This is a genomic window from Flaviaestuariibacter amylovorans, from assembly GCF_039541815.1.
Classification (GTDB): Bacteria; Bacteroidota; Bacteroidia; order Chitinophagales; family Chitinophagaceae; genus Flavisolibacter; species Flavisolibacter amylovorans.
The window spans coordinates 389,917-413,007 of the sequence record NZ_BAABGY010000002.1 but is presented as its reverse complement, the minus strand read 5'-3'; the positions used below and the strand labels follow the sequence as shown (position 1 = coordinate 413,007).

Here is a 23,091-nt window from a genome sequence, read left to right as displayed (position 1 = left end):
AAGTTCCCCCTACGGGGGACAGGGGGCCGGAGCGGCCAGGGGGCTAGTAATGCTTCTCGTCGATGGTATCGAGGATCGTGCAGTAATTGACATACCGCTCCTCGGAGATCTCCCCTTCCGCCACCGCGGCTTTGATGGCGCAGCCCGGCTCGTTCATGTGCAGGCAGTTGTTGAACTGGCAGTCGTTGAGGCGGTCGCGCATCTCGGGGAAGTAGCCGCTCAGCTCGGCCTTGTCCACGTTCACGAGGCCGAACTCCTTGAGGCCGGGCGTGTCGATAAGACGGCCGCCGCCGGGGAGGTCGTACATCTCGGCAAAGGTGGTGGTGTGCTGCCCCTTGCCGCTCCAGCCGCTCACGTCCTGCGTCTTGATGCCGGAGCCCGGGAGCACCGCGTTGATGAACGAGGACTTGCCCACACCGCTGTGCCCGCTTACCAGCGTCGTTTTTTCCTGCAGCAGGCTGCGCACCTCCTCCAGTCCTTTTCCTTCCTTCAGGGAAAGCAGGTGCACGCCGTAGCCGGAGGCCGTATAGGTCTCGTGGAGCTCGGCGTAGAGGTCCCATTCCTTGTCGCGGTACAGGTCGGCTTTGTTGAACAGGAGCACGGCAGGTACATGATACATCTCGCAGGTCACCAGGAAGCGGTCGATGAATCCTGTAGAAGTACGGGGATCGCGCAGCGTCACGATCAGCATCGACTGGTCAAGGTTGGCGGCTACGATGTGCTGTTGGTGGCGGCCCTTGGGCGAGAGGCGGTTGATGTGGTTGCGGCGGTCGCGGATGGCGGTGATGGTAGCGGTGTCGCCGTCCGCGCTCTCCGGGTCCATATCCACGATATCGCCCACCGCAATGGGGTTGGTGGAGGTCAGGCCATCGAGCTTCAGCACACCCTTGATGCGCGCTTTCCACCAGCGGCCCTCCGGGTCTTTCACCGAGTACCAGCTGCCGGTCGATTTGTATACCAATCCTTCCATGATCAGGGCAAAGTACGGAATAATGTATAGCGCAAGGCGAGCTCGAGGAGCAAAAACAGCAGGGCTGCCGCGAGGAACCAGTGAAACTCCTCGTAGTACCGCGTCTTGCGCACCACCTGCACGTCCGATTTCTCGAGCCGGTTGATGCGGGCATACACCCCTTCGAGTGCCTGCCGGTCGCGGGCGCGGAAATAGGCGCCGCCGGTAGTGCTGGCAATGCGCTGCAGGAGCGGCTCGTCTACGTTGGCCGTTCTGCGGGCGCCGCCTTCGGCCGATGCCACCACCACATCGGAGCCCATGCCGATGGTGTACACCTTCACCCCCTTGGCACGCGCGATGCCCAATGCCGTTTCGGGGTCGATGATGCGGGTTTCGGGCGCTTCTTCCCGCCCGTCGGTGAGCAGGATGATCACTCGGCTTTTCGCCGGCACATCCTCGAGGCGTTGCACCGCGGTGGCAAGCCCCTCCCCGATCAGCGTGCCGTCCTGCAGCATGCCGCTGCGGATGTTCTTCACCTGCTCCAGCAACGCCTCGTGATCCGTGGAGATCGGGTATTGCGTAAACGCCTCGCCCGAGAACACTACGAGCCCGATCTGGTCTACGGGGCGGGCCTTCACGAAGTCGCCGGCCACGGCGCGGGCCACAGCGAGCCGGTTGGGCGAGAAGTCCTGCGAGAGCATGGAGCCGCTGACGTCGATGCATAGCACGATGGCAATACCCTCGCCCCTGTTGCGCTCCTGCACGTCCTTGATTTGTGGCCGTGCCAGGGCAACAATGATACAAGCGAGGGCAAGGTATCGGAAGATGTTGGGCAGGCCCAGGAGGTTTTGCCGCAGGGTGCGCACGCGGAACACCGCGGCCGTAGAAACACGGAATGCGGGGCGCATCGTGCGGCGGCTCCGCCACTGGATCCAGGCCAGCACGGGCACGAGCCCCAGGAAGGGCAGCACCCACTCCCGGGCAAAACTCAGTTGTTGTATCCACTCGTAGAGCATCAGCTGTTCTCCTCGATGGCGATGACCGCCTCTTTGATCGTTTGTACCGAGCGGTCCAGGTCGCCCGATGCCGGCCGGTGGCGGGCAAACTTGACGAGGTCGCTTTCCTCCAGCGTCTGGCGGAGCGCGCCCTGCATGCCGCCGCTCAGCCGCCAGCTACCCATGCGGGCTACCAGGTCGCCGGTGGTCTCGGCATCCGACTGGTAGCGCTTGCGTTGGTATAAATACTGGCGGAAGAGTCCTACCAGCTCGGTATAAAATTGCTTCGGGTCGCGGCGGCGCGCCTCGTCGCGCTCGAGTTGCTGCAGCTGCTGCAGCACGGTGCGGTAATAGTTGGGATCGACGCGGGGCGGCGGTGCCGGGCCCTTTTTGCGCGCAGGAAAGAGCAGCAGCACCAGCAGCAGCACGATAAGCGCGATCACGAGGTACCACATCCAGGTGCTCCGCTCGGGAGGCGCCAGGCCCAGGATGTCTTTCTCCTCGTGGTAAGGCTGCTTCGGATCGAAGGGTGAGGAGAAAGAGACCTGCACAGGCAGCGGGGCCGAGGCGCCGGCGCCGTAGCGCAGCGGCGGAATGATCCAGCGGCCGCTGTCCCAGCTCGTGATGCGAAGCGTCTGCTGCAGCGTGTAGGCCGATCCGTTCAGCAGCGTATCCACCTTCGAGCGCTCGAGGATCTCGAAATGCGGGATCGAATCGAGCGCGAAGGGCGGCGGCACCTGCGGACCGGTAGCCTTCAGCACGAGCTCGATGGGCTCGCCGATGAGGATGCGCTGCCGGTCGGCGGTAACGGTGAGCGTTTGGGCCGCGCCGCACAGCGTAGCCAGCAGAAAGAGATATGTCAGCAGGATGCGGCTCATGCACGGTTGCGGCTGATGAAGAATCGTTGCAGCACCTTTACGTAGTCCTCGTCGGTGCGCAGGTGCAGCAGGTCGGAGCCTGCCTTCTTGAAGACGTTGTTGGCATATTCGGTGATACGGAAGAACTCGCCCTCGTATTCCTGCCGCACGAAGGCGCTGCCGGTATCCACCCATTGGCGGCGCCCGGTTTCGAGGTCTTCCACTTCGAGCAGGCCGGCGTCGGGCAGGCGCTGGTCCATCACGTCGTAGATCTTGATACCTACCGTGTCGTGGCGGCGGCCGATGACGCGCAGCGCGTCGTCGTAGCCGGTATCCAGGAAATCGCTCAGGATAAAGGCGATGCTCTTCCGGCGCGTCGTATTGTTGAAATAGCGCAGCGCCTTGCCGAGTCCGGTGCCGCCCTGCGCCGGCTCGTGGGTGAGCAGCTGGCGCACGAGGTAGAGGCCCTGTGTGCGGCCCTTCTTGGGCGGGATGTATTTTTCGATGGTGTCGCTGTAGAGGATGGCGCCGACCTTGTCGCCGTTGTTGATGGCGGAGAAGGCGAGTACGGCCGCGATCTCGGTGGCGAGCTCGCGCTTGGTGGTGTTGACGGTGCCGAAGAGGGAGGACGCGCTGACGTCCACCAGCAGCATCACCGTCAGCTCGCGCTCCTCCTCGAACAGCTTGGAGAAGGGATGGCCGAAGCGCGCCGACACGTTCCAGTCGATAAAGCGCGGGTCGTCGCCGGCGGCGTATTCACGCACCTCCTTGAACGACATGCCGCGGCCCTTGAAGGCGCTGTGGTACTCGCCCGTAAAGAGGTCGCTCGCGAGCTTCTTGCTCTTGATCTCCAGGATCCGGACCTTTTTTAATATGTCGGCTGTTGTGAGGGACACGTTTATTGGTCTATTTGTTTATTGGTCTATTGGTAAGGGGTCGTTCAAATTGCGGATGTCGTTACGCGTCCGAAGGTCATTGCGAGCGAAGCGAAGCAATCTCCAGCGCTACACAGCCTGTACCAATCCAACAACCGTTCACAACCTGAATCTGAAATCCGAAATCACAAATCTGAAATCAGATGTAAGATCCCAGATCTCCGATCTGCGATCCTACGGAACGGGCAGCTTCGAAAGAATCTCCCCGATAACGGCTTCGGAGGTCACGTTCTCGGCCTCGGCCTCGTAGGTGATGCCGATGCGGTGGCGGAGCACATCGACGCAGATGCTGCGCACGTCGTCGGGTACCACGTAGCCGCGGCGGTTGAGGAAGGCCACGGCCTTGGCCGCGATGGCGAGGTTGATGGAGCCGCGCGGCGAAGAGCCGTACGAGATGAGTCCCTGCAGGTTCTTGAATCCGGATGCCTCCGGCGTGCGCGTGGCAAACACGATGTCGATGATGTATTGCTCCACCTTCTCGTCGAGGTATACCTGCCGCACGAGGTCGCGGGCGGCGAGCATCTCCTGCTGCGAGGCCACGGCCTGCACCTTGGGCACGGCGCCGGCCTGCACCTGCTGGCGGATGATGAGCTGCTCCTCCTCGCGGGTGGGATAGCCCACCACCACCTTCATGATGAAGCGGTCCATCTGGGCCTCGGGCAGCGGGTAGGTACCTTCCTGCTCGAGCGGGTTTTGCGTGGCCAATACGAGGAAGGGCTCGTCGAGCTTGTAGGTCTGCTCCCCGATGGTCACCTGCCGCTCCTGCATCGCCTCGAGCAGGGCGCTCTGCACCTTGGCCGGGGCGCGGTTGATCTCGTCGGCGAGGATCAGGTTGGCGAAGATGGGGCCCTTGCGCACCACGAACTCGGCGCGCTGCTGGTTGTAGATCATGGTGCCGATGACGTCGGCCGGCAGCAGGTCGGGCGTGAACTGGATCCGGGAGAAGCGGGCCTGGATGGCTTCGGCGAGCGACTTGATGGTCAGCGTCTTGGCGAGGCCGGGCACGCCTTCGAGCAGCACGTGGCCGTTGGAGAGCATGCCGATCAGCAGGCGGTCGAGCATATAGGGCTGGCCGATGATGACCTTGCCGACCTCGGCGCGCAGGTTGTCGATAAAGCGGCTCGCATACCCGATGCGGTCGTTGAGCTGCCGGATGTCTTCTGAGGATGGTACCATGGGGGCAATTTACGAAGGGGCACTCAGCAAATACTCTGCCGCTGTGCGGCACCGGTAGCGGCCAGGCGCGTCCGCAACCTGGGGTGTTGCGTGCCGACGCCCGCCCCGTGCCGCCGCCCGCGTATCCGGCAGCCGGCATCCTACTGTAAAAAAGGACCTATCTTTAGCTTCGAAACAACACTATGAAAAAAATACTGTTCGCCACTGTCGCCGGTACCCTCCTGTTCGCCGCCTGTAAGAAAAGCAGCGACGACGATACCCCGGCCGTCACCAATACGACGCGCATCACGGCCACGCCCTGGATCTATAAATCGGCCGGCTTCGACATGGACCGCAACGGCACCATCGACCAGGCGCTGCCCGGCGGCACCCTCACGCCCTGCCGCCTCGACAACCAATACATCTTTGCCACCAACGGTGCCGGCACGATGGACGAAGGCGCTACGAAGTGCGATCCCGCCAATCCGCAGACGGTCGCGTTCACGTGGGCCTTCGCCAACAACGAAACCGAGATCGAACTCGGCGGCGCAGCGCTCTTCGGCCTCGCCGGCCGCTTCAAGGTATGGGCCCTCAACGACACGCTGCTGTCGATGTCGCGCGATACGCTGATCAACTTTCCGCCGCTTCCGCCTACCAATATTTCGATCCTCATCAACCTGAAGCACTGATCCCGCGGCAAGCCCGGGACGACACCAACATGCGTCATTTGACCAGTACATGGCCGCGCCTTTTGGCCTTTTTCCTGCTGCTTGCGGCGCTCGTGGCCGGTTGCGCCAAAGAGTATAGCTTCGAGGGCGGTGGCCCCTACGTACCGCCGCGCCGCTGCGTGGACTGTCCCTTCATCCCGGTATGCGATTCGTCGGTGTATACCTATTATACCGTGTCCGGTGGCACCGAAGACACGCTCGAAGCCGCCGCCAAAATCCTCGGCGATACCCTTATCGGCGGCACGCGCTTTACGCAGGTGTCGGGCTACGGCCCCTTCGCCGGCGGACTTCTCTACAACTGCGACGCGGGCATCTACCGCATCGTGGTGCCCCTCGGCGAAGTCACGCCCAACCTCGACTCGCTCGTGCAGGACATCGACTCGCTGCCCCTCACCCTGAGCAATATTCGCCTTGTTAATCCGGCGGTAGCCACCGTGCTGAAGGCTAACGCCCCGCTGAACAGCACCTGGTTCGACACGCTCGCCACTGCCGATGCCCTGCCCCCGACGCCGCTCCCTTTCCCGATCACGCTGCGGGTGTTTGCGGGCATCGATTATACGCTGGTGGCTAAGGATGCGACGCATACCGTACAGGGCCGCTCCTATTCGGGTGTAAGCCATGTGCACGGAAAGATGCGCATCGGCATCACCAGTGCGCTTCCGATCCCGATCCCCGTGCCGCCGCTGCCGGTGAGCCTCGAAAGCGACTACTACCTCGCGCGCGACGTGGGCGTGATCGAGTTCCGCGTGGCGAACGATAGCGGCGTGATCACAAGAGCGGAATTAATAAGGTATATAAGGTAAGAAGGGATGCTTACCCCGAAAAAAAGATGGGGCTAAGGTATTCGCAAAGAGAAAGGCTGCGCTCACGCGCGGCCTTTTTGATTTCGGACGTGTGATTTCGGATTTTAGATTTTTGGGTCAGTGATGGAACTGTGTTTCCCGCTGGCAAATCAGAACATTTGAACAGGGAACAAGGAACAGGGAATAAGGAACAAGGAACTGTACAGGCGCATCCTGATATCGCATTGATTTTTCGAAAGGGTAGCTACAAGGTTTACGCTGCAACAGGATGATGCAGGCCACCGGAAAGACTGCTGCACAGAAGCGATCTTACCATTGCCTAATCGACCCATAAACAATCCCTTCGCGGAACACTTAGCCCCTTCGCTTCTTAGCGGTAAAAAATCTCTTGTTTTCCTTCTGCCGCCTTTATCCGAGATACTTCGCTACGATCGGCAATCTTCTTCCCACTCCAAACGCCTTTGTAGAAACCCTGATGATGGGGCAGAACTGGTTGCGCTTGTACTCGTTCATGTTGACGAGGCGGAGCACGCGGTTCACGAGCGCCGCATCGAAACCCTGCGCCGTGATGGCCGCGGGGCCCTGCGTCAGCTCGATGTATTGATAGAGGATGCGGTCGAGGATGTCATAATCGGGCAGGGAGTCGGAGTCCTTCTGGCCCGGACGCAGCTCGGCGGAGGGCGCCTTCACGAGGATGTTGTTCGGGATGATCTCACGTTCGCGGTTGATGTAGCGGGCGAGGGCGTAGACCTGGGTTTTGTACAGGTCGCCGAGCACGGCGAGGCCGCCGGCCATATCACCATACAGGGTGCCGTAACCCGTGGCGAGTTCGCTCTTGTTGGAGGTGTTGAGGAGGATGTAGCCGAACTTGTTGGCGAGGCCCATCAGCAGGTTGCCGCGCGTGCGGCTTTGCAGGTTCTCCTCGGCCACGTTGAACGGTCGGTCGCCAAAGAGCGGCTTCAGCGTTTCGAGCAGGGCGTTGTATACCGGCGCAATGGGCACAACATCATAGCGGTTGCCCAGCGTCTCACTCAACTGAACGGCATCGGCCACCGAGTGATCGGAGGAGTATTCGGAGGGCAGCAGCAGCACATGTACCGCCTCCTTGCCCAGGGCTTCCACGGCGAGGGCCTGCACCACGGCGGAGTCGATGCCGCCGGAGGCGCCAAGGGTAGCCTGCCGGAAGCCCATCTTCTGAAAGTAGTCGCGGATACCGAGCAGGAGCGCGCTGTGGATCTCCTGGATGCTTTTTTCCTCGGTGAGGTACCGAAGCGTGTCGGTATCGCGCCCCACTTCGGCAGCGGAGTAATAGTATTTGTGCGCTACGGCCGGCGCCTCGCCCGGCTTCATCAGCTCGTCGAGGTCGAAGAGGGCATAATCCTCCTCGAAATAATTCAGCTCCTGCACCAGCGTGCCGTTGACGTCGTATACCAGCGAGCCGCCGTCGAACACGATCTCGGTCTGGGCGCCCACGGTATTGCAATAGAGCATCGGGATGCCGTACTTGGCGGTATGCGCTTCCACGATGGAGCGGCGCACGGTGTCGGCAGCGTAGTTATACGGGGACGCCGACAGGTTGAGGATGACGTCGGGTCCTTCCTGGATGAGGTGCTCCATGGGCGTATCGCGGTATAGGGGGTTGTCGCCGAGGTTCCAGATATCCTCGCAGATCGTAATGGCCAGCTTCTTTCCTTTGAAGTCGACGCAGCGCCAGGCAAAGGCCGGCTCGAAGTAGCGGTTTTCGTCGAAGACGTCGTAGGTGGGCAGGAGCGTCTTGTGGATCTCGGCCTGGATCGCCCCTTCGTACAGGAAAAAGGCCGCGTTGAAGAGGTCCTTGCCTTCCTTCTGTGGGTTGCGGGCAGGAGCGCCCACCAGCACGCCTACACCGGGCGCATAGGCCTTCAGCTCGTCGAGCGCCGCGTAGCACTTGTTGATGAAGTCGTCGAACTCGAGGAAGTCGCGCGGGGGGTAGCCGCAGATCGAGAGCTCGGAGAACAGCACGAGGTCGGCACCGGCGGCAACGGCCTTGTCGATGCCTTCGCGGATCTTCTGCACGTTCGCTTCGAAATTGCCGATGTGGTAGTTCTGCTGGGCGAGGAAAATCTTCATGGAGGTTTATTAGTCTATTGGTCTATTTGTTTATTAGTAAAGGGCCGCCTAAAGGGCCGGTGTCATTACAATTCCGAAGGTCATGGCAAGCGCAGCGACGCCATCTCCTCCGTTACGCGGAGTGCACCGCAAGCTAAAAACGCCAAAACCCTTTCAATTTCCTAAAGCTCATCGCCAGGGCACGGACCATGCGTATCGCTTCGTTATCTTGCCGCGAAGTTCCGGAATAAACATTCACGAATCCCTTTCCAAATCGTATGACACGGTACCTCCTGTGTGCAATAACTGTGCTGCTCGTGGCCTGCGGCGGTGGCCGCAAGAAGCCCGACGTTTCGAACATCAAGGTCGACCTGCAACTGGAGCGCTTCGAGCAGGCTTTCTTCAGGATCGATTCCAACAACATCGCCGCGGGGCTGGCCGGCCTCCGCAATGCGCACCCGGCCTTCTACGGTGCCTTCTTCAACAACATCGTCGGCATCAACCCGAACGATTCGTCGGGACAACAACTCATCCGCTACATGCTGCGCGACTACGCGCCCGTTCACGACTCGATCCGGCAGAAGTACCCGAAGCTCGACTGGCTGCGGGAGGAGCTCACCGGGAGTTTCCGCTACGTGAAGCATTACTTTCCCGACTATGCCGTGCCGCGGGTGGTCACGTTCATCAGCACCTTCGACGCGCCCGGCGCCGTGCTGGGCCCGGGCTTCCTGGGCATCGGCCTGCAGCAGTTTGCGGGAAAGAACTTCAGCGTGTACCAGGTTCCCGAGATCCAGCAGATGTATCCCTCCTATATCTCGCGCCGCTTCGACAAGGAATACATGACCGCGGCGGCGATGCGGGCCGTGGTGGACGATATCTACCCCGACCAGAGCGTGGGTCGTCCGCTCATCGAGCAGATGGTGGAGAAGGGCAAGCAGTGGTTCCTCCTCGATCAGTTTCTCCCCGATGCGCCCGACAGCGTCAAGACCGGCTATACCGGCGCGCAAACGGAGTGGGTTCGGGAGAACGAGGGCAATATCTGGAGCTATGTGACCAAAAACGAAAACCTCTATTCGATCGAGCCGCACGTCATCCAGACCTATATCGGCGAGTCGCCCTTTACGCAGGCCATGTCGGAAGCCTCTCCGGGCAACCTCGGCCCCTGGATCGGCTGGCGGATCGTGCAGGCCTATGCCGACGCCCACCCCGACCTCACGCCGCAGCAGCTGCTGGCCCTCCCCGCCCGGAAGCTCTTCGAGGGGAGCAAGTATAAGCCCAAGTAGCCCCCTGTCCCCCCAAGGGGGCACTTAGACCGATCATCTCTTCCGATACCAAACATTCTTAAAGAAGATCGCTCAAACAAAACCCCCGTATCGCTTCGCGATACGGGGGTTTACTATTTATGCGTTGATACATATAGCTATCGTAAGGTATGGTGGACCTAAGTGCCCCCTTGGGGCGACAGGGGGCCGGGCTTAATTGTACTTGAACGGCGTCACCATCTCGAAGGCCGGGATGTTGACCTCGAAGGTCTGCTTGGTATGCAGGTTCTCCATGAGGTAGGTGCCGTGCATCCGGCCCATCTCGGTGTGCAGGTTACAACCGCTCACGTACTGGTATTCGTCGTGGGCATTGATGACGGGCTGCATGCCTACTACGCCCTCGCCTTCTACTTCACGGTACTCGCCGTCGGAATCGAAGATGAACCAGTGCCGGCTCAGGAGCTTCACCGGGAAGCTGTTCTGGTTGTCGATCGTGATTCTGTATGCGAACATGAACTCCGACTGGAGCGGGTTGGAATAATCCTGTTGGTAGAACGTCTCCACGCTGATCTTGACCCCCTCTGATATTTTGCTTACCATACCACAAGTTTAAATAAAGGTATTCAAACCGGGTACCAGAAATAGACCGCTCCCGGGATGGTACAAATGTTTCTACAATCCTAACTTAGCGGCCACAAAAAGCGGGGCCGCGCCCCGGGATGCGGGCCACCGGCCTTCGGCTCCCGGACGGCTACGCCTTTGTCGAACGGCCCCCTGCGGCCTGGGCTACCCCTTAATAACCAAAAGATTACACATGAAAATTGCAGTTGCCAAAGGCGATGGTATCGGACCGGAGATCATGGATGCGGTCCTGAGCATCTTTAGCGCGAACAAGGTCGATCTCGAGTACGAATTTGTGGAAATGGGTAAATGGGTCTTCGATAAGGGCCATTCCAACGGCATGACGCCGGCAGCGCAGGCTTCCATCGAGCAGCTCGGCATCCTGTTCAAAGGCCCTATGGAAACGCCCAAGGGCAAGGGCGTCAAGAGCATCAACGTAACCGCCCGCAAAACCTGGAACACTTACGCCAACAAGCGCACCTTCCAGACCCTCCACGGCGTGGATACGGTCTTCTCCAAGGCCGGCATCCCCATCGACATCACCATCGTGCGCGAGAACATCGAAGACACCTACGGCGGCATCGAGCACATGCTCACGCACGACGTGGCCCTCTCCCGCCGCTTCATCACCCGCCCGGGGTCCATGCAGGTGATCCGCTATGCCTTCGAGATGGCCCAGAAGAAAGGTGCCCGCCGCATCACCTGCGGCCACAAGGCCAACATCATGAAGCTCACCGACGGCCTCTTCCTCGAGTGCTTCTATGAAGTGGCCAAGGAATACCCCGACCTTACGGCCGACGACAAGATCGTGGACGACCTCGCCATGCAGCTCGTGGTGCGCCCCGACCAGTTCGACGTGGTGGTGATGACCAACCTCCAGGGCGATATCATCTCCGACCTCTGCGCCGGCCTCGTGGGCGGCCTCGGCTTCGCACCCTCCGCCAACATCGGCGATCACATCTCCATCTTCGAAGCGGTGCACGGCACTGCCCCCGACATTGCCGGTAAAGGCATCGCCAACCCCACGGCCCTCCTCCTCTCCGGCCTTGGCCTCTTGCGCCACCTCGGCTTCCGCGAGAACGCCGCCATCATCGAGAATGCGCTGCTCTACACGCTGGAGCAGGGCGTCCGCACCGGCGACTTCGGCGACCGGAGCAAGCCCTCCGTCAACACCGCCGAATTCACGCAGGCCATCATCGGCAACTTCGGCCGCGTACCCGAGGTGGGCATGCGCCCCATCCTCGAGAACGTGCACGAAAGCCTCGCCGTGTGCCGCCTCGAGCACAACACCATGATGGTGAGCAAGGAAGCGAGCGACGAAAAGATCGTGGGCGTGGACGTATTCATCGAGAGCGCCGAAGGCCACGATGCCGTTGCGAAGAAATGCCTGCAGCACACCGCCGACCTGTTCAAGCTCGTCACGATCTCCAACCGCGGCACGCAGGTATGGCCCAAAGGCTCGGTGTACACCAACCTCGTGAACCAGTATGCCTGCCGCTTCGAAGCCGTTGGCGGCAGCGGCGTTACGCAGATCGACATCATCGAGCTGCAGAAGCGCCTCATCCAGGACTTCAAGGTCTGCTCCATCGAGCTCCTCAACCAGTGGGATGGCAAGCTGGCGTACAGCCTGGCGCAGGGCCAATAGCCCCGTGTCCCCCGAAGGTGGAACTAAGGTGGACTATTCTTTTATTGCCTTGACTTTTCTCAAGTTGTTTATACGAAAGCCCCGACGGTGTCGGGGCTTTCTACGTTAATCAGGTAAGGGGTTGTAGGGCAGAGGAGGAATACTTGAGCATTTAAGTACATGAGCAAATGAACAATCGAGGGGCTTGCGCCGTCGGAAGGATTTACTTCAGGTATTCACTCGCTCATGCATTCAATATCGCACTCCGAATGGGAAGAATGATCGAATCATGAAAGAACAGTTTCAGCCTGAGTTCCCCCTACGGGGGACAGGGGGCCGTTAACCACCTGCCTTCTTGGTACCACTATACCCATTCTTCAGCAGCCAGCCCATCACCTTCTCGCGCTGGTCGCCCTGGATCATGGCCTCGCCGTCCTTGATGGAGCCGCCGGTGCCGCAGAACCCTTTGAGCTTCTTGCCCAGTTCCTGGAGGTCTTCATCAGCGCCCACGAAGCCGAACACCACGGTAGTGGGCTTGCCGCCGCGCTTCTCCAGCATCACCCGCAGCTTCTGCTGTTGCGGCGGCAGGGTTTGCTGTGCACCGCCCTCCTCGGGTTGGAACTGGAAGTTCGGGTCGGTGCTGTAAACGAAGCCATTCTTGTCTGATTTCTTCTTGCTCATATCACTTCGGGAAATTCAAAAGTAAAAAGTAAAAATTCAAAAAGCTTCAGGCCGGTGTTTTCCTAAAGAGCGCGCTCAGTCTTCAAACACGCTTTTAACGCAATCGAGGAGCGACACAGCATTCGGCATCCTTCTGACTTTTGACTTTTGAATTTTTACTTTTGAATTTTTACTTAATAACCGCTTTCAAACTAAGGTCAAGGCTCTTGGCCTGGTGGATCAGTCCGCCTACGGATACGAAGTCGACGCCGGTTTCCGCATAACTACGGATGGTGTCCTTGTTGATGCCGCCGGAGGCTTCGGTCTCGAAGGTATCGCCGATGAGGGCCACGGCTTCTTGTACCTGCGCCGGCTGGAAGTTATCAAGCATCACGCGGAAGACCTTGCCGTTGCCGATCTCGAGTACCTTGCGCACGTCGTCGAGGGAGCGCGTTTCCACCTCGATCTTCAACCCGGGTTTATACTGCTGCACATAGTCCCAGGCGCGGCTGATGGCCGGCTCGAGTCCGCCCGCATAGTCGATGTGGTTGTCTTTGAGCATGATCATGTCGAAGAGCCCGAACCGGTGGTTGACGCCGCCGCCGATGCGCACGGCCTCTTTCTCAAGCAGGCGGAAATTCGGGGTCGTCTTGCGGGTATCGAGGAGGCGTGTCTTATATCCTTCGAGGAGCTTCGTGTATTCGCGGGTGAGGGTGGCGATGCCGCTCATGCGCTGCATGATATTGAGCACCAGGCGCTCGCACTGGAGGATCGTATGCACCGGAGCCGCTACCTCGAACGCGACGTCGCCGTATTTCATCTCCTCGCCGTCGCTCTTGTGCCGGGTAAATACGGACGAGGGGCGCTGGTAGCGGAAGATCTTCTCGGCCACGTCCACGCCGGCCAGGATGCCGTCCTGCTTGATCTTGAGCACGGCCTTTCCCTGCGCGTCGGCAGGTATGGAGGAGAGGGTGGAATGGTCGCCGTCGCCGACGTCCTCGCGGAGCGCAGCGTCGATCAGTAGGTGGAGCTGGTTGTCGAAATCCATCATGCGGCTAAGGTAAGCCGCCGCCGCTTTGCGGCGGCTCGTCTATTGGTCTATTGGTTTATTGGTAAGAGGTCGTTTATATGGCTGAAGTCATTGCGGGTTGCGTCATTGCGAGCGAAGCGAAGCAATCCCCGCCGTTACGCGGAAGGCTTCGTTCCAGCAACGCCTTATCTTATCGAGTTCATTTTTCCCCGCTCACCTGCTCACCCGCTCACCGGCTCACCGGTTCACCTGCTCACCTGCTCACCTGGAGAGGGGCCGGGGTGGGGGTCAAAAAAGCCCCGGCGCTGGGCCGGGGCGGGAATAACCTGGTAAAAATGCTTTACTGGAACCGGATCTCGCGCACGAGCTGCTTGCCGTTGCGTGCGCTCATATACACCGTGGTGCGGTAAGCGCCGGAGCGGGTCTGCAAGGTGCCGATCACGAACTGGTTGCCGCCGTTGTCGCCCTTGTGCTTGAGCTCGAAGCCTTTCACGCCGTTGGAGCTGAAGAAATCCTGCAGCACCATCGTAGCCTGGGCACGGCTGTAGCGGTCCGACTTATCGGGTAGCGCGATCTCTACATTATCGTCGATGAAGCGGGAAAGCTCCGAAGCGGAGCCTCCGCGCAGGGCGGAGATGACGTCGTCCAGGCCGCCGGCGGCACGGAAGGCGGTGAGGGCCAGGAAGGCCGTAAACAGGAGTAACAGTTTTTTCATAGTGGATCTTTTTTCACCCGCACTTACGCCAATTTGGTGCCACAGGTACGGGGGGTGTTAAACGGTACTAAAATAAACAAAACCTTTGCGATTCGGTAGCTTTGCGCCAATTATTTGAAAATACCGCTATGCCGCAACGTAAAGTTATCCTGCTGATCATGGACGGCTGGGGCCTCGGCCAGGTGGCCTCCTCCGACGCCATCCGCGCTGCCAATACGCCCTTCGTTTCCTCCCTTTACACGAAATATTCCAATACGACGCTTACTACCAGTGGCGAGGAAGTAGGCCTCCCCGAAGGCCAGATGGGCAACTCCGAGGTGGGCCACCTCAACCTCGGCGCCGGCCGCATCGTATACCAGGAGCTGCAGCGGATCAACGTGGCCGTGCGCAGCGGCGAGCTCGCGGCAAACGAAACGCTCCTGCAGACCATCAACTATGCGAAAGCCATGCGCAAGCCCCTCCACCTGATGGGCCTCGTGAGCGACGGCGGCGTGCATTCCCATACCAGCCACCTCAAAGCCCTCTGCGACATCTGCAAGCAACAGGGGCTTACCGAGGTCTATATCCATGCCTTTACCGACGGCCGCGACACCGACCCGAAAGGCGGCCTTGGCTACGTCACTGACCTCGAAGCACACCTGCAGGGCTCCGTGGGCCGCATCGCCTCCGTGAGCGGCCGCTACTATGCCATGGACCGCGACAACCGCTGGGAGCGCGTGGAAAAGGCCTACGCAGCACTCGTGCGCGGGGCAGGTGAAAGCGCTACCTCGGCAACCGAGGCCATCGCTGCCTCCTACGGGCGCGGCGTTACCGATGAGTTCATCCTGCCCACCGTATTGCAGGAGGCCGGCGCACCGGTGGCCACCATAAAAGAAGGCGACGCCGTGCTTTGCTTCAACTTCCGCACCGACCGCTGCCGCGAGATCTCGAAGGCGCTGACGCAGACCGGGTTCCCGACCTACAACATGCAGCCGCTGAAGCTCTGGTATGCCACGATGACCGAGTACGACGCCACCTTCCAGGACGTACACGTGCTGTTCCGCAACGACAACCTCAACAACACGCTCGGTGCCGCCATCGCCGGCGCCGGCCTGAAGCAGATCCGCATCGCCGAAACCGAGAAATACCCCCACGTCACCTTCTTCTTCAGCGGCGGGCGCGAGCAGCCCTTCGAGGGTGAGCAGCGCATCATGGTGCCTTCGCCCAAAGTGGCCACCTATGATCTCCAGCCCGAGATGAGCGCCGAAGGCATCACCGACGCCATCGTTACCGAACTGAAGAACGGCGAGGCATCGTTTGTCTGCCTCAACTACGCCAATGCCGACATGGTGGGCCACACCGGGGTATGGGAGGCCGTGATCCGCGCCGTAGAGGCCGTTGATGCCTGCGTCGACCGCGTGGTGACCACCGCCCTCGAAAACGGCTATACCATTTTCCTGACCGCCGACCACGGCAACTCCGATTTCATGATCAACGCCGATGGCTCGCCCAACACGGCGCACACCACCAACCCGGTGCCCTTGTTCATCATCGACAAGGACTGGAAAGGAACCGTGCGTCCCGGCAAGCTGGGCGACATCGCGCCGACGATCCTGCGGATGATGGACCTGCCCATCCCGGAGGAGATGACCGGCGAGGTGTTGATCTGAGATCTGTGATCGCGGATCTCAGATCTGGATTTCAGATGTGTGATTTCAGATTTGAGATTTTGGGGGGAGGCTGCGTTGCCGGGAGCGTCTCGTGATCAGCTTACTGATTCGTATCCGTACAAAGAGAGCTCCCCAAAAGCAGGAACAGCGGCACAGAAACGACCCCTTACCAATAAACCAATAAACCAATAGACCAATAGACCAATAAACATGTCGAGACGCATCCTGCTCGGACTGTTGGCGGTATTGCTGCTGATCCAGGTGTTCCGGCCGGCGAAGAACAGCCGTCCCGGGCCGCAGCCGCATAACGTGACGGCGCTCTACCCGGCCCCGGCCGGCGTGCAGGCGGTGCTGGAGCGCGCCTGCTACGACTGCCACTCCAACAACACGCGCTATCCCTGGTATACCGAGGTGCAGCCGGTTGCCGGCTGGTACGGGCGGCAGGTGACCGAGGGGCTGGAGCACGGCAACTTCGATGAATTCCGCAACCTTCCGCCACGCCGGCAGATCGGTTTCCTGGAGCGCTGCATCGACCAGGTGACGCGCAGGGAGATGCCGCCTTCGGGCTACACGGCGCTCCGCCGCGAGGCAACCCTTTCCGTGGACGAAGTGCAGGCACTGGCCGCCTGGGCCCGCGACGTGCAGCGGCAGATCCGCGCGGCGGCCCTCCCGGCCGACAGCGCCGGCGCGGCAGCGGACCGGCGCTGAGGGAATGAAATCGGTGAAAGACGGCGTCCGCCGTCTTTTTTTTTGGCCCCGGCGCAGCGAAACGCGGCTGAAATTGTCTATCTTACAGGCACCCCCTCAAGGAAATCTATGACCGAAGAAACCCTCTTACAAGGTTGCATCCAAAATAACCCCTCCGCGCAGAAGGAGCTGTACTTCCGATTCAGCTCAAAGATGCTCGGGGTGTGTTATCGGTATGCGCATAACCGTGAGGATGCCGAGGATATGCTGCAGGAAGGATTCATCAAGGTCTTTTCCCAGATCCGCAGCTTTGAAAGCCGAGGCTCCCTCGAAGGCTGGGTGCGCCGCATCATGGTGCACACCTGCATCAATATCCTGAAGAAGAACAAGAAGTTCAACGAAAGCGTAGACCTCATTCATGCCACCTCGCTGCAGGTGCGGGAAGACTCCATTCCCTCCATCATGCAGGCCAAGGAAGTGGTCGAGAGCATCCGCCTGTTGCCGATCGGCTACCGCACGGTGCTCAACCTCTACGCCATCGAAGGCTTCTCGCACCGCGAGATCTCAGAAATGCTGGACATCGAGGAAAGCACGAGCCGTAGCCAATACACCCGTGCCAAGTCGATGCTGGAAGATATTTTACGAAAGAAAAACATCCTGCTTCCCCGGAGCACCGACCTGGTGGCCGTCGGGGGCAGTCGTTAAACCTATCAGCTTGCTTGAACCATGAGGCGTTATTTTACAGATGATTCGTTAGAGGACTTTCTGAAGCAGCATGCAGACCGGCTTCAGATGCGTCCGTCTGACAAGGTGTGGCAGGGGATCTCAAAGAACCTGAAGCGCCGCAACCGCCGCATCGGCTGGATCGCCAGCCTGCTGCTGTTGCTGACCTCCGCTTCCGGCTACCTCCTTACTCAATACCACGGCGGCAGCGCTTCGCGCGCCGGTCTTTCGCAACACCGCGGCACCGCAGGTTCCCCGGGAACGAGCGGCACTGCCTTCGAACCCACCACCAACACGGCGCCTGCCGCAAACAGCAGCCAGCCAGGTACCGGTGAAGCAACAGCGACTGCCGGCAGCACCGCAGGCACCTCCGCTTCCGACCTGCGCGTGGCAGCCCCCGGCAAGGAACAGCGCAGCCCGCTTGTTCAGAATGGCTCCACCGAGGTGGCCACTGCCGGCGTTTTCAACGACGCCACTACGGACAACCATTCCATCGCCTCCGGCAACCGGAACAATAACCGTGGCCGCAACCCGCTGCGCCTCGCCCACAGCGCTTACCGCGCATCTGCCGCAACGCCTGCCCGCACCACCACTGCGCCCCTGCTGCCCTCCGAAAGCTTCGACCCCGCAGCCAGCGACCATTTCCGTACAGACGCCGCCCTCGAGCAGCCCCTCGCCGCCCGGGTGGACCTGACGACGGCTCCGGCCTTCGACGCGGCCTCCGCAGCCCCCATCAAGTTGGCGAAGCCGTCGAAGATGAGCCTGCAATTCTTCCTGACGCCCACGATTTCTTACCGCAAGCTTTCCGAGAACAAGAGCTTCACCAGCACCACCCCGCAGTCGTCGGCAGCCCCCAACTACGCCGCCCTCTACAACATCAACGACGCGGTGATGCATAAGCCCAATATCGGCCTCGAGGTCGGACTCACCGCCAAGTACCCCGTGGCCCGCAACCTCAAGGTACAAGGGGGCCTGCAGTTCAACATGAGCCGCTACAACGTACATGTGTTCCAGAACCGCTGGACGAACGAAGCCGCCACCATGGCCATGCGCGACGGCCGGACAGCGATGCGCGCCACCCCCTACAGCAATTTCAACGGCACTGAGCGCGACTGGCTGCAGAACCTTTACTTCCAGGTGTCCATGCCCGTCGGTATCGAGGTAAAGCTCGCCGGCAACGACAAGACGCACTTCGGCATCGCCTCCACGATGCAGCCGACCTACCTGTTGAGCGACCGGGTGTTCATCCTGTCTACGGATTACAAGAACTACGCGGAAGTGCCCTGGCTGATGCGCCGCCTCAACATCAACACCGCCCTCAGCACCTACGTATCGTACTCCACCGGCAAGGTCAACTGGCAGATGGGCCCCCAGGTCCGCTACCAGATGCTCTCCAGCTTCGTAGACAAGTACCCGGTAAAGGAAAACCTCTTCGACTTTGGCCTGCGGGTAGGCATGACCTTCAACAAGCCCGCTCCGAAAAGCAGGAACTGACCCGCCCGAAACAACCTGATCCCGCCCGATGGCGGGATTTTTTTATCGCCTGGCCCGGCCGTAGTAACACAATCTCCGTTACCGCTCCGGCGTTAATTTTACAGCCATGAAATTGTTTCCGCTCCTCCTCCTCCCGCTGCTGCTCGTGTGCTGTAAGAACAAGCGGAAAGCGACGCAGGAAGAGGTGCATCCCTTCCCGGCCGTGGCCTTCCTCAAGGGGCAGGTGCGGGAGTTCGACTCCTCCATGCTCTCCTTCACCCGCATCGACCAGCACGCCGGCGGGCGCTCCGATACTATGCCCATCACCCGCGAGGACTTCCGCCGCGCTGCGGCTCCCTTCCTGGAGCTGCCCGACATCACCCAGGAGAAATGGCGGAGCATGTACACCGAATCGCGCGACTTCGACCCCGTGACCCAGTATGTTGTATTCGACTACGTAGCCCGCGACCCCGACGCGCCCCTGCAGCGTCAGCAGGTTTATATCGACCCGCAGGTCGGCGATAGCGGCAAGGTCAATACGGTGATCGTGGACCTCTACGAGAACCGCAAGGGGACCGTTGTGCACCGCAACCTGTATTGGAAGGCCAGGAGCCACTTCCAGGTGGCGGAAGACGCCCCCGGCCCCGGCGGCAAGGACACCGTGCACCGCACCCGGGTAGAGTGGAATGATTTTACGAGGAATTGATCAAGAGCCGCACACATGACCGCAGAAGCCTTTCAGCAGATCGCCCCTACCCTTCCGCAGGAACCGGGGATCTACAAATACTACGACGCCAATGGCAACCTGCTCTACGTAGGCAAGGCCAAGAACATCCGCAAGCGGGTGAGCTCCTATTTTACCAAGAACGACCACACGTATAAAACGCAGGAGCTCGTGCGCCGCATCCGCCGCATCGAGTTCACCATCGTAGGCACCGAGCACGACGCCTTCCTGCTCGAGAACTCGCTCATCAAGCAGTTCCAGCCCCTCTTCAATATCAACCTGAAGGATGACAAGGCCTATCCCTGGATCGTGATCAAGAACGAGCCCTTCCCGCGCGTATTCCTGACCCGCCAGCGCATCGAGGACGGCTCCCAGTATTTCGGACCATATACCTCCGTAGGCCGCGTGCGCGACCTGCTCAACTTCATCAAGCAAACGATCCCGCTCCGTACCTGCCCCCTTAACCTTACGCCCCGCAACATCGAGAAGGGAAAGTTCAAGGTATGCCTCGAGTTCCACCTCGGCAACTGCAAGGGCCCCTGCGAGGCGCGGCAGTCGCTGGAAGATTACGACGAGAACATCGCACAGGTGAAGAACCTCCTCAAAGGCCAGCTCTCGCCCGTATTCCAGCATTTCAAGAAAGAGATGAAGGCCCACGTAGAGGCGCTCGAGTTCGAGAAGGCGGAAGCCGTGCACAAGAAGATCCGCTTTTTGGAGCAGTACCAGGCCCGCTCGGTGGTGGTCAACAACTCTGTGGACGGCCTCGACGTGTTCTCCATCCAGAAGGACGGCGACATTGCGTACGTCAACTACCTGATGCTCGAGAACGGCGCCATCGTGCAAACGAAGACCCTGCCGGTGGAAGCCCGCCTCGACGAGCCCGTGGAGGAGATCCTGGCCTTTACCATCGGACAGCTGCGGCACACCTTCGGGAGCAGCGCCAAAGAGATCGTAGCGCCCTTCCCGATCGAATACGACGAGCCGGGTGTGCAGATCACCGTACCGAAAGGCGGCGAGAAGAAAAAGCTCCTGGAGCTCTCGGAAAAGAACGTGCAGTATTTCGTGAACGAGCAGCGGAACAAAGAGCGTCTGAACGTGGGCACGAAGAAGAACCGGCACCCCGTACTGGAAGGCATTCGTAAGGACCTGAACCTCTCGGAGGTACCTGTTCATATCGAATGCTTCGATAACTCCCACTTTCACGGCTCCTACCCCGTATCGGCCATGGTGTGCTTCCGCCACGGCGAGCCAAGCCGTAAAGACTACCGCATCTTCAACCTGAAGACAACCGAAGGGAAGAACAACGATTTCGCCTCTATGAAGGAAGGCGTATACCGTCGTTATCGCCGCCTCATCAACGAGGGTGAGGACCTGCCGCAGCTCGTGATCATCGACGGCGGCAAGGGACAGCTCGGAGCCGCCCACGAGGCCATCGAGGAGCTGGGCCTCCAGGGCCGCATGACGCTCGTAGGCCTTGCCAAGAACGAGGAGGAGCTCTTCTTCGTGGGCGACAAAGAATCGCTGAAGCTGCCCTACAACAGCGATAGCCTGCTCCTCATCCGCCGGATCCGCGACGAGGTGCACAACCACGGCGTTTCCAGTCACCGCAACAAGCGCAGCAAAGGCACCTTCAAGAACGAGCTCGAAGACATCAAAGGCATCGGCGCCAACACCGCGCAAACCCTCCTTAAATCCTTCCGCAGCGTCGCCGGCGTGCGCCGCTCCTCGCTCGAAGAATTGGCCAAAGTGATCGGCATCGGGAAAGCGAAGATCGTACAGGCCTATTTCAACAGAGGGGACGAGGAAGACGAGACAGTACCCGGCCCAGCCTCCGGCCCCGGCCCCCTGTCCCCCGAAGGGGGAACTTAGGCCGATGCTTCCGTTATAACAGGGAGTTTTTTCTCAAAGCACGAATGGGCGATCGTTGAGCACATAAGTACGAGATTGTATGATTATACGAGGTGTTCGATTGCCGGCGTTAGCCCACCTCGCTTGCTCACCTGCTCATGAACTCAAATACTCAGGTATTCCCCCTCTGCCCTTCAACCCCTTACCCTCTTAACGTAGAAAGCCCCCGCCTGAGGCGGGGGCTTTCGTATAAAACAACTTTAAGAAAAGGTCCGAATGAAAAAAGTATCTCCGACCTAAGTTCCCCCTTCGGGGGATAGGGGGCAGGTGGGGCAAGAAAAAGGGCTGGATGGAAATCCGGCCCCGTTTTAAAATCCAATATCCTATGAAAAACCGAAGTAAAAATACAAATTAAATCCCGAGAAAACCATGCTTCCAGGGAGAAATATTTTCGGTTTTCGCGAATATTTTTTAAAGCAAAAGCCCCGACGTTACGTCAGGGCTTTCAGCTATGTGGCGCTTCTTAGTACGACCAGAGGTCCTGCTCGTAGTTGAAGATGCGTTCCTTGATATTGTCGCCTTCCAGCAGGGCCAGGATCGGGTCCTTGATCATCTGGCGCACGTTCCTGTTGCCGGGGTTGTCGAGCGATGACTTCACGATGTAGGAGCTGAACATGCGGGCTTCGAAGAGCTCTTCCCAGGTCATGCGGCTCGCGCCCATGTTCTTGGGATTGTACACGTCGTAGGTGGCAAGCACCGGGCGCAGGTCGGGGTAGTACACCCAGAACATCGCCTTCGTACCACGCTCCTTTCCGCTCGCGTCCATGACGCTGAGCAGCGGGGCCACGCCGAGGATGCGGCAGAAGAGGCGGCTCGACTCGCGGTCGAACACCCACTCTTCCATGACACGGATCTTATTCACCGATTTCGGGTCGAAGGAAGCACGTGTGACCACGTACTCTTTCACCACGTCGGGATTGTTGATGTCGCGTACCTCGTTGGTGTCGGCAGAACCCTGCGTCATCTCCGTTACTTCGGTCATCGTCTTCGGCGTGATGAAACGGTCGTCAGCAAACGGGGTCACTTTACCCTCTTGTACCGCCTTCAACAGGATGTCGATGAACATCTGGCTGCCGTTGTCTTCCTGGCCGGCATAGCGGAAGCTTTGGTTCATCTTCTCACGAAGATCGAGCTCGCGCCATACCTTCTCGGCGAACAGGGCATCGTCGTAGCGGAGGTATTCATACGTAAGCGGCTGGCGCTTGTTGTTGATCGAATCGGTGATGTGACCGAACGCACCTGTGGGGCGCATCGACTTACCGATGCCTTCCGTGCCGGCCATACCGGTGGAGTCCACACGGATGGGAATGCCGGCGCGGGGGTTGACCGGCGGACGGGTTACGTTGGTGGCACCCTGTTCGGCTCCGGTACCAGCGGTAGTTGTGGTGTTGCCACCGCCACCATCATTCCGCTTCTTCTTGACGCGCTGGGCGTCGGCGGTCTGGCAGAGGGCCGCCAGGGTCAGGAACAGGAAACCGATTTTAAGGATCTGGATTTTCATCGAT

General features: G+C 59.9%; 21 protein-coding genes. 10 read left to right on the top strand and 11 right to left on the bottom strand.

From position 1 onward, the window contains the following. Positions 1-43: 43 nt before the first annotated feature. The 5 genes from rsgA to ABD937_RS04125 form a co-directional block, all read right to left on the bottom strand. Positions 44-970, bottom strand: coding sequence for a ribosome small subunit-dependent GTPase A (gene rsgA, locus ABD937_RS04145; RefSeq protein WP_345253631.1), 927 nt, complete (start codon positions 968-970; stop codon positions 44-46). Positions 971-972: 2 nt separating this feature from the next. Further along, positions 973-1,965 carry a vWA domain-containing protein gene (locus ABD937_RS04140; protein ID WP_345253629.1) on the bottom strand — a complete coding sequence of 331 codons (993 nt, stop codon included), beginning with the start codon at positions 1,963-1,965 and terminating at the stop codon, positions 973-975. Further along, positions 1,965-2,822 carry a hypothetical protein gene (locus ABD937_RS04135; protein WP_345253627.1) on the bottom strand — a complete coding sequence of 286 codons (858 nt, stop codon included), beginning with the start codon at positions 2,820-2,822 and terminating at the stop codon, positions 1,965-1,967. The genes ABD937_RS04140 and ABD937_RS04135 overlap by 1 nt, the downstream gene beginning before the upstream one ends. After that, positions 2,819-3,697, bottom strand: coding sequence for a DUF58 domain-containing protein (locus tag ABD937_RS04130; RefSeq protein ID WP_345253626.1), 879 nt, complete (start codon positions 3,695-3,697; stop codon positions 2,819-2,821). Before ABD937_RS04130 ends, ABD937_RS04135 begins: the two co-directional genes overlap by 4 nt. A gap of 213 nt (positions 3,698-3,910) precedes the next feature. Then, entirely contained in the window at positions 3,911-4,912 is a 1,002-nt protein-coding gene (locus tag ABD937_RS04125) for an AAA family ATPase (protein ID WP_345253625.1), read from the bottom strand. A 182-nt stretch (positions 4,913-5,094) separates the two neighbouring features. On the opposite strand from ABD937_RS04125, the gene ABD937_RS04120 reads away from it, so the two are divergent. Together ABD937_RS04120 and ABD937_RS04115 are read left to right on the top strand one after the other, a co-directional pair. Then, positions 5,095-5,580: a hypothetical protein gene (locus ABD937_RS04120; protein ID WP_345253624.1), complete on the top strand. Its 486-nt coding sequence runs from the start codon at positions 5,095-5,097 to the stop codon at positions 5,578-5,580. Between the two features lie 38 nt (positions 5,581-5,618). Beyond that, positions 5,619-6,422 (top strand): hypothetical protein, encoded by an 804-nt coding sequence (locus ABD937_RS04115; protein WP_345253623.1) that lies wholly within the window; start codon positions 5,619-5,621, stop codon positions 6,420-6,422. A gap of 408 nt (positions 6,423-6,830) precedes the next feature. On the opposite strand, the gene ABD937_RS04110 is transcribed toward ABD937_RS04115, so the two are convergent. After that, positions 6,831-8,531 (bottom strand): NAD+ synthase, encoded by a 1,701-nt coding sequence (locus ABD937_RS04110; protein ID WP_345253621.1) that lies wholly within the window; start codon positions 8,529-8,531, stop codon positions 6,831-6,833. 257 nt (positions 8,532-8,788) lie between these two features. Here ABD937_RS04110 and gldB point away from each other — a divergent pair, with 257 nt between their 5' ends. Further along, positions 8,789-9,793 (top strand): gliding motility lipoprotein GldB, encoded by a 1,005-nt coding sequence (gldB, locus tag ABD937_RS04105; RefSeq protein ID WP_345253620.1) that lies wholly within the window; start codon positions 8,789-8,791, stop codon positions 9,791-9,793. A gap of 192 nt (positions 9,794-9,985) precedes the next feature. Here gldB and apaG read toward each other — a convergent pair whose 3' ends face one another. Next, the gene (gene apaG / locus ABD937_RS04100; protein ID WP_345253619.1) at positions 9,986-10,372 is read right to left on the bottom strand and encodes a Co2+/Mg2+ efflux protein ApaG; all 387 of its coding nucleotides are present in this window, start codon (positions 10,370-10,372) and stop codon (positions 9,986-9,988) included. A gap of 214 nt (positions 10,373-10,586) precedes the next feature. Here apaG and ABD937_RS04095 point away from each other — a divergent pair, with 214 nt between their 5' ends. Next, positions 10,587-12,038: an NADP-dependent isocitrate dehydrogenase gene (locus ABD937_RS04095; RefSeq protein WP_345253618.1), complete on the top strand. Its 1,452-nt coding sequence runs from the start codon at positions 10,587-10,589 to the stop codon at positions 12,036-12,038. A 318-nt stretch (positions 12,039-12,356) separates the two neighbouring features. Here the strand turns inward: ABD937_RS04095 and ABD937_RS04090 are convergent, their stop codons facing one another. From ABD937_RS04090 to ABD937_RS04080, 3 genes are all read right to left on the bottom strand, one after another. Beyond that, entirely contained in the window at positions 12,357-12,698 is a 342-nt protein-coding gene (locus ABD937_RS04090; protein ID WP_345253617.1) for a translation initiation factor, read from the bottom strand. 169 nt (positions 12,699-12,867) lie between these two features. After that, positions 12,868-13,728, bottom strand: a complete 861-nt coding sequence (gene nadC, locus ABD937_RS04085) for a carboxylating nicotinate-nucleotide diphosphorylase (protein ID WP_345253616.1) — start codon at positions 13,726-13,728, stop codon at positions 12,868-12,870. A 319-nt stretch (positions 13,729-14,047) separates the two neighbouring features. After that, entirely contained in the window at positions 14,048-14,422 is a 375-nt protein-coding gene (locus ABD937_RS04080) for a DUF4783 domain-containing protein (RefSeq protein WP_345253615.1), read from the bottom strand. Between the two features lie 128 nt (positions 14,423-14,550). Between ABD937_RS04080 and gpmI the strand changes: the two genes are divergently transcribed. The 6 genes from gpmI to uvrC all read left to right on the top strand — a co-directional run bounded on the left by gpmI (position 14,551) and on the right by uvrC (position 21,547). After that, a complete protein-coding gene (gene gpmI, locus ABD937_RS04075; RefSeq protein ID WP_345253613.1) occupies positions 14,551-16,071 on the top strand; it encodes a 2,3-bisphosphoglycerate-independent phosphoglycerate mutase in 1,521 nt (506 codons plus the stop codon). 210 nt (positions 16,072-16,281) lie between these two features. Further along, positions 16,282-16,779, top strand: coding sequence for a heme-binding domain-containing protein (locus ABD937_RS04070; protein WP_345253611.1), 498 nt, complete (start codon positions 16,282-16,284; stop codon positions 16,777-16,779). A 108-nt stretch (positions 16,780-16,887) separates the two neighbouring features. Beyond that, entirely contained in the window at positions 16,888-17,463 is a 576-nt protein-coding gene (locus ABD937_RS04065; RefSeq protein ID WP_345253610.1) for an RNA polymerase sigma factor, read from the top strand. Between the two features lie 87 nt (positions 17,464-17,550). Next, positions 17,551-18,975, top strand: coding sequence for a hypothetical protein (locus ABD937_RS04060; protein ID WP_345253609.1), 1,425 nt, complete (start codon positions 17,551-17,553; stop codon positions 18,973-18,975). Between the two features lie 106 nt (positions 18,976-19,081). Continuing rightward, positions 19,082-19,660 carry a hypothetical protein gene (locus ABD937_RS04055; RefSeq protein WP_345253608.1) on the top strand — a complete coding sequence of 193 codons (579 nt, stop codon included), beginning with the start codon at positions 19,082-19,084 and terminating at the stop codon, positions 19,658-19,660. A gap of 15 nt (positions 19,661-19,675) precedes the next feature. After that, entirely contained in the window at positions 19,676-21,547 is a 1,872-nt protein-coding gene (gene uvrC, locus ABD937_RS04050; RefSeq protein ID WP_345253607.1) for an excinuclease ABC subunit UvrC, read from the top strand. 502 nt (positions 21,548-22,049) lie between these two features. Here uvrC and porN read toward each other — a convergent pair. Continuing rightward, a complete protein-coding gene (gene porN, locus ABD937_RS04045; protein ID WP_345253606.1) occupies positions 22,050-23,087 on the bottom strand; it encodes a type IX secretion system ring subunit PorN/GldN in 1,038 nt (345 codons plus the stop codon). Positions 23,088-23,091: the final 4 nt, after the last annotated feature.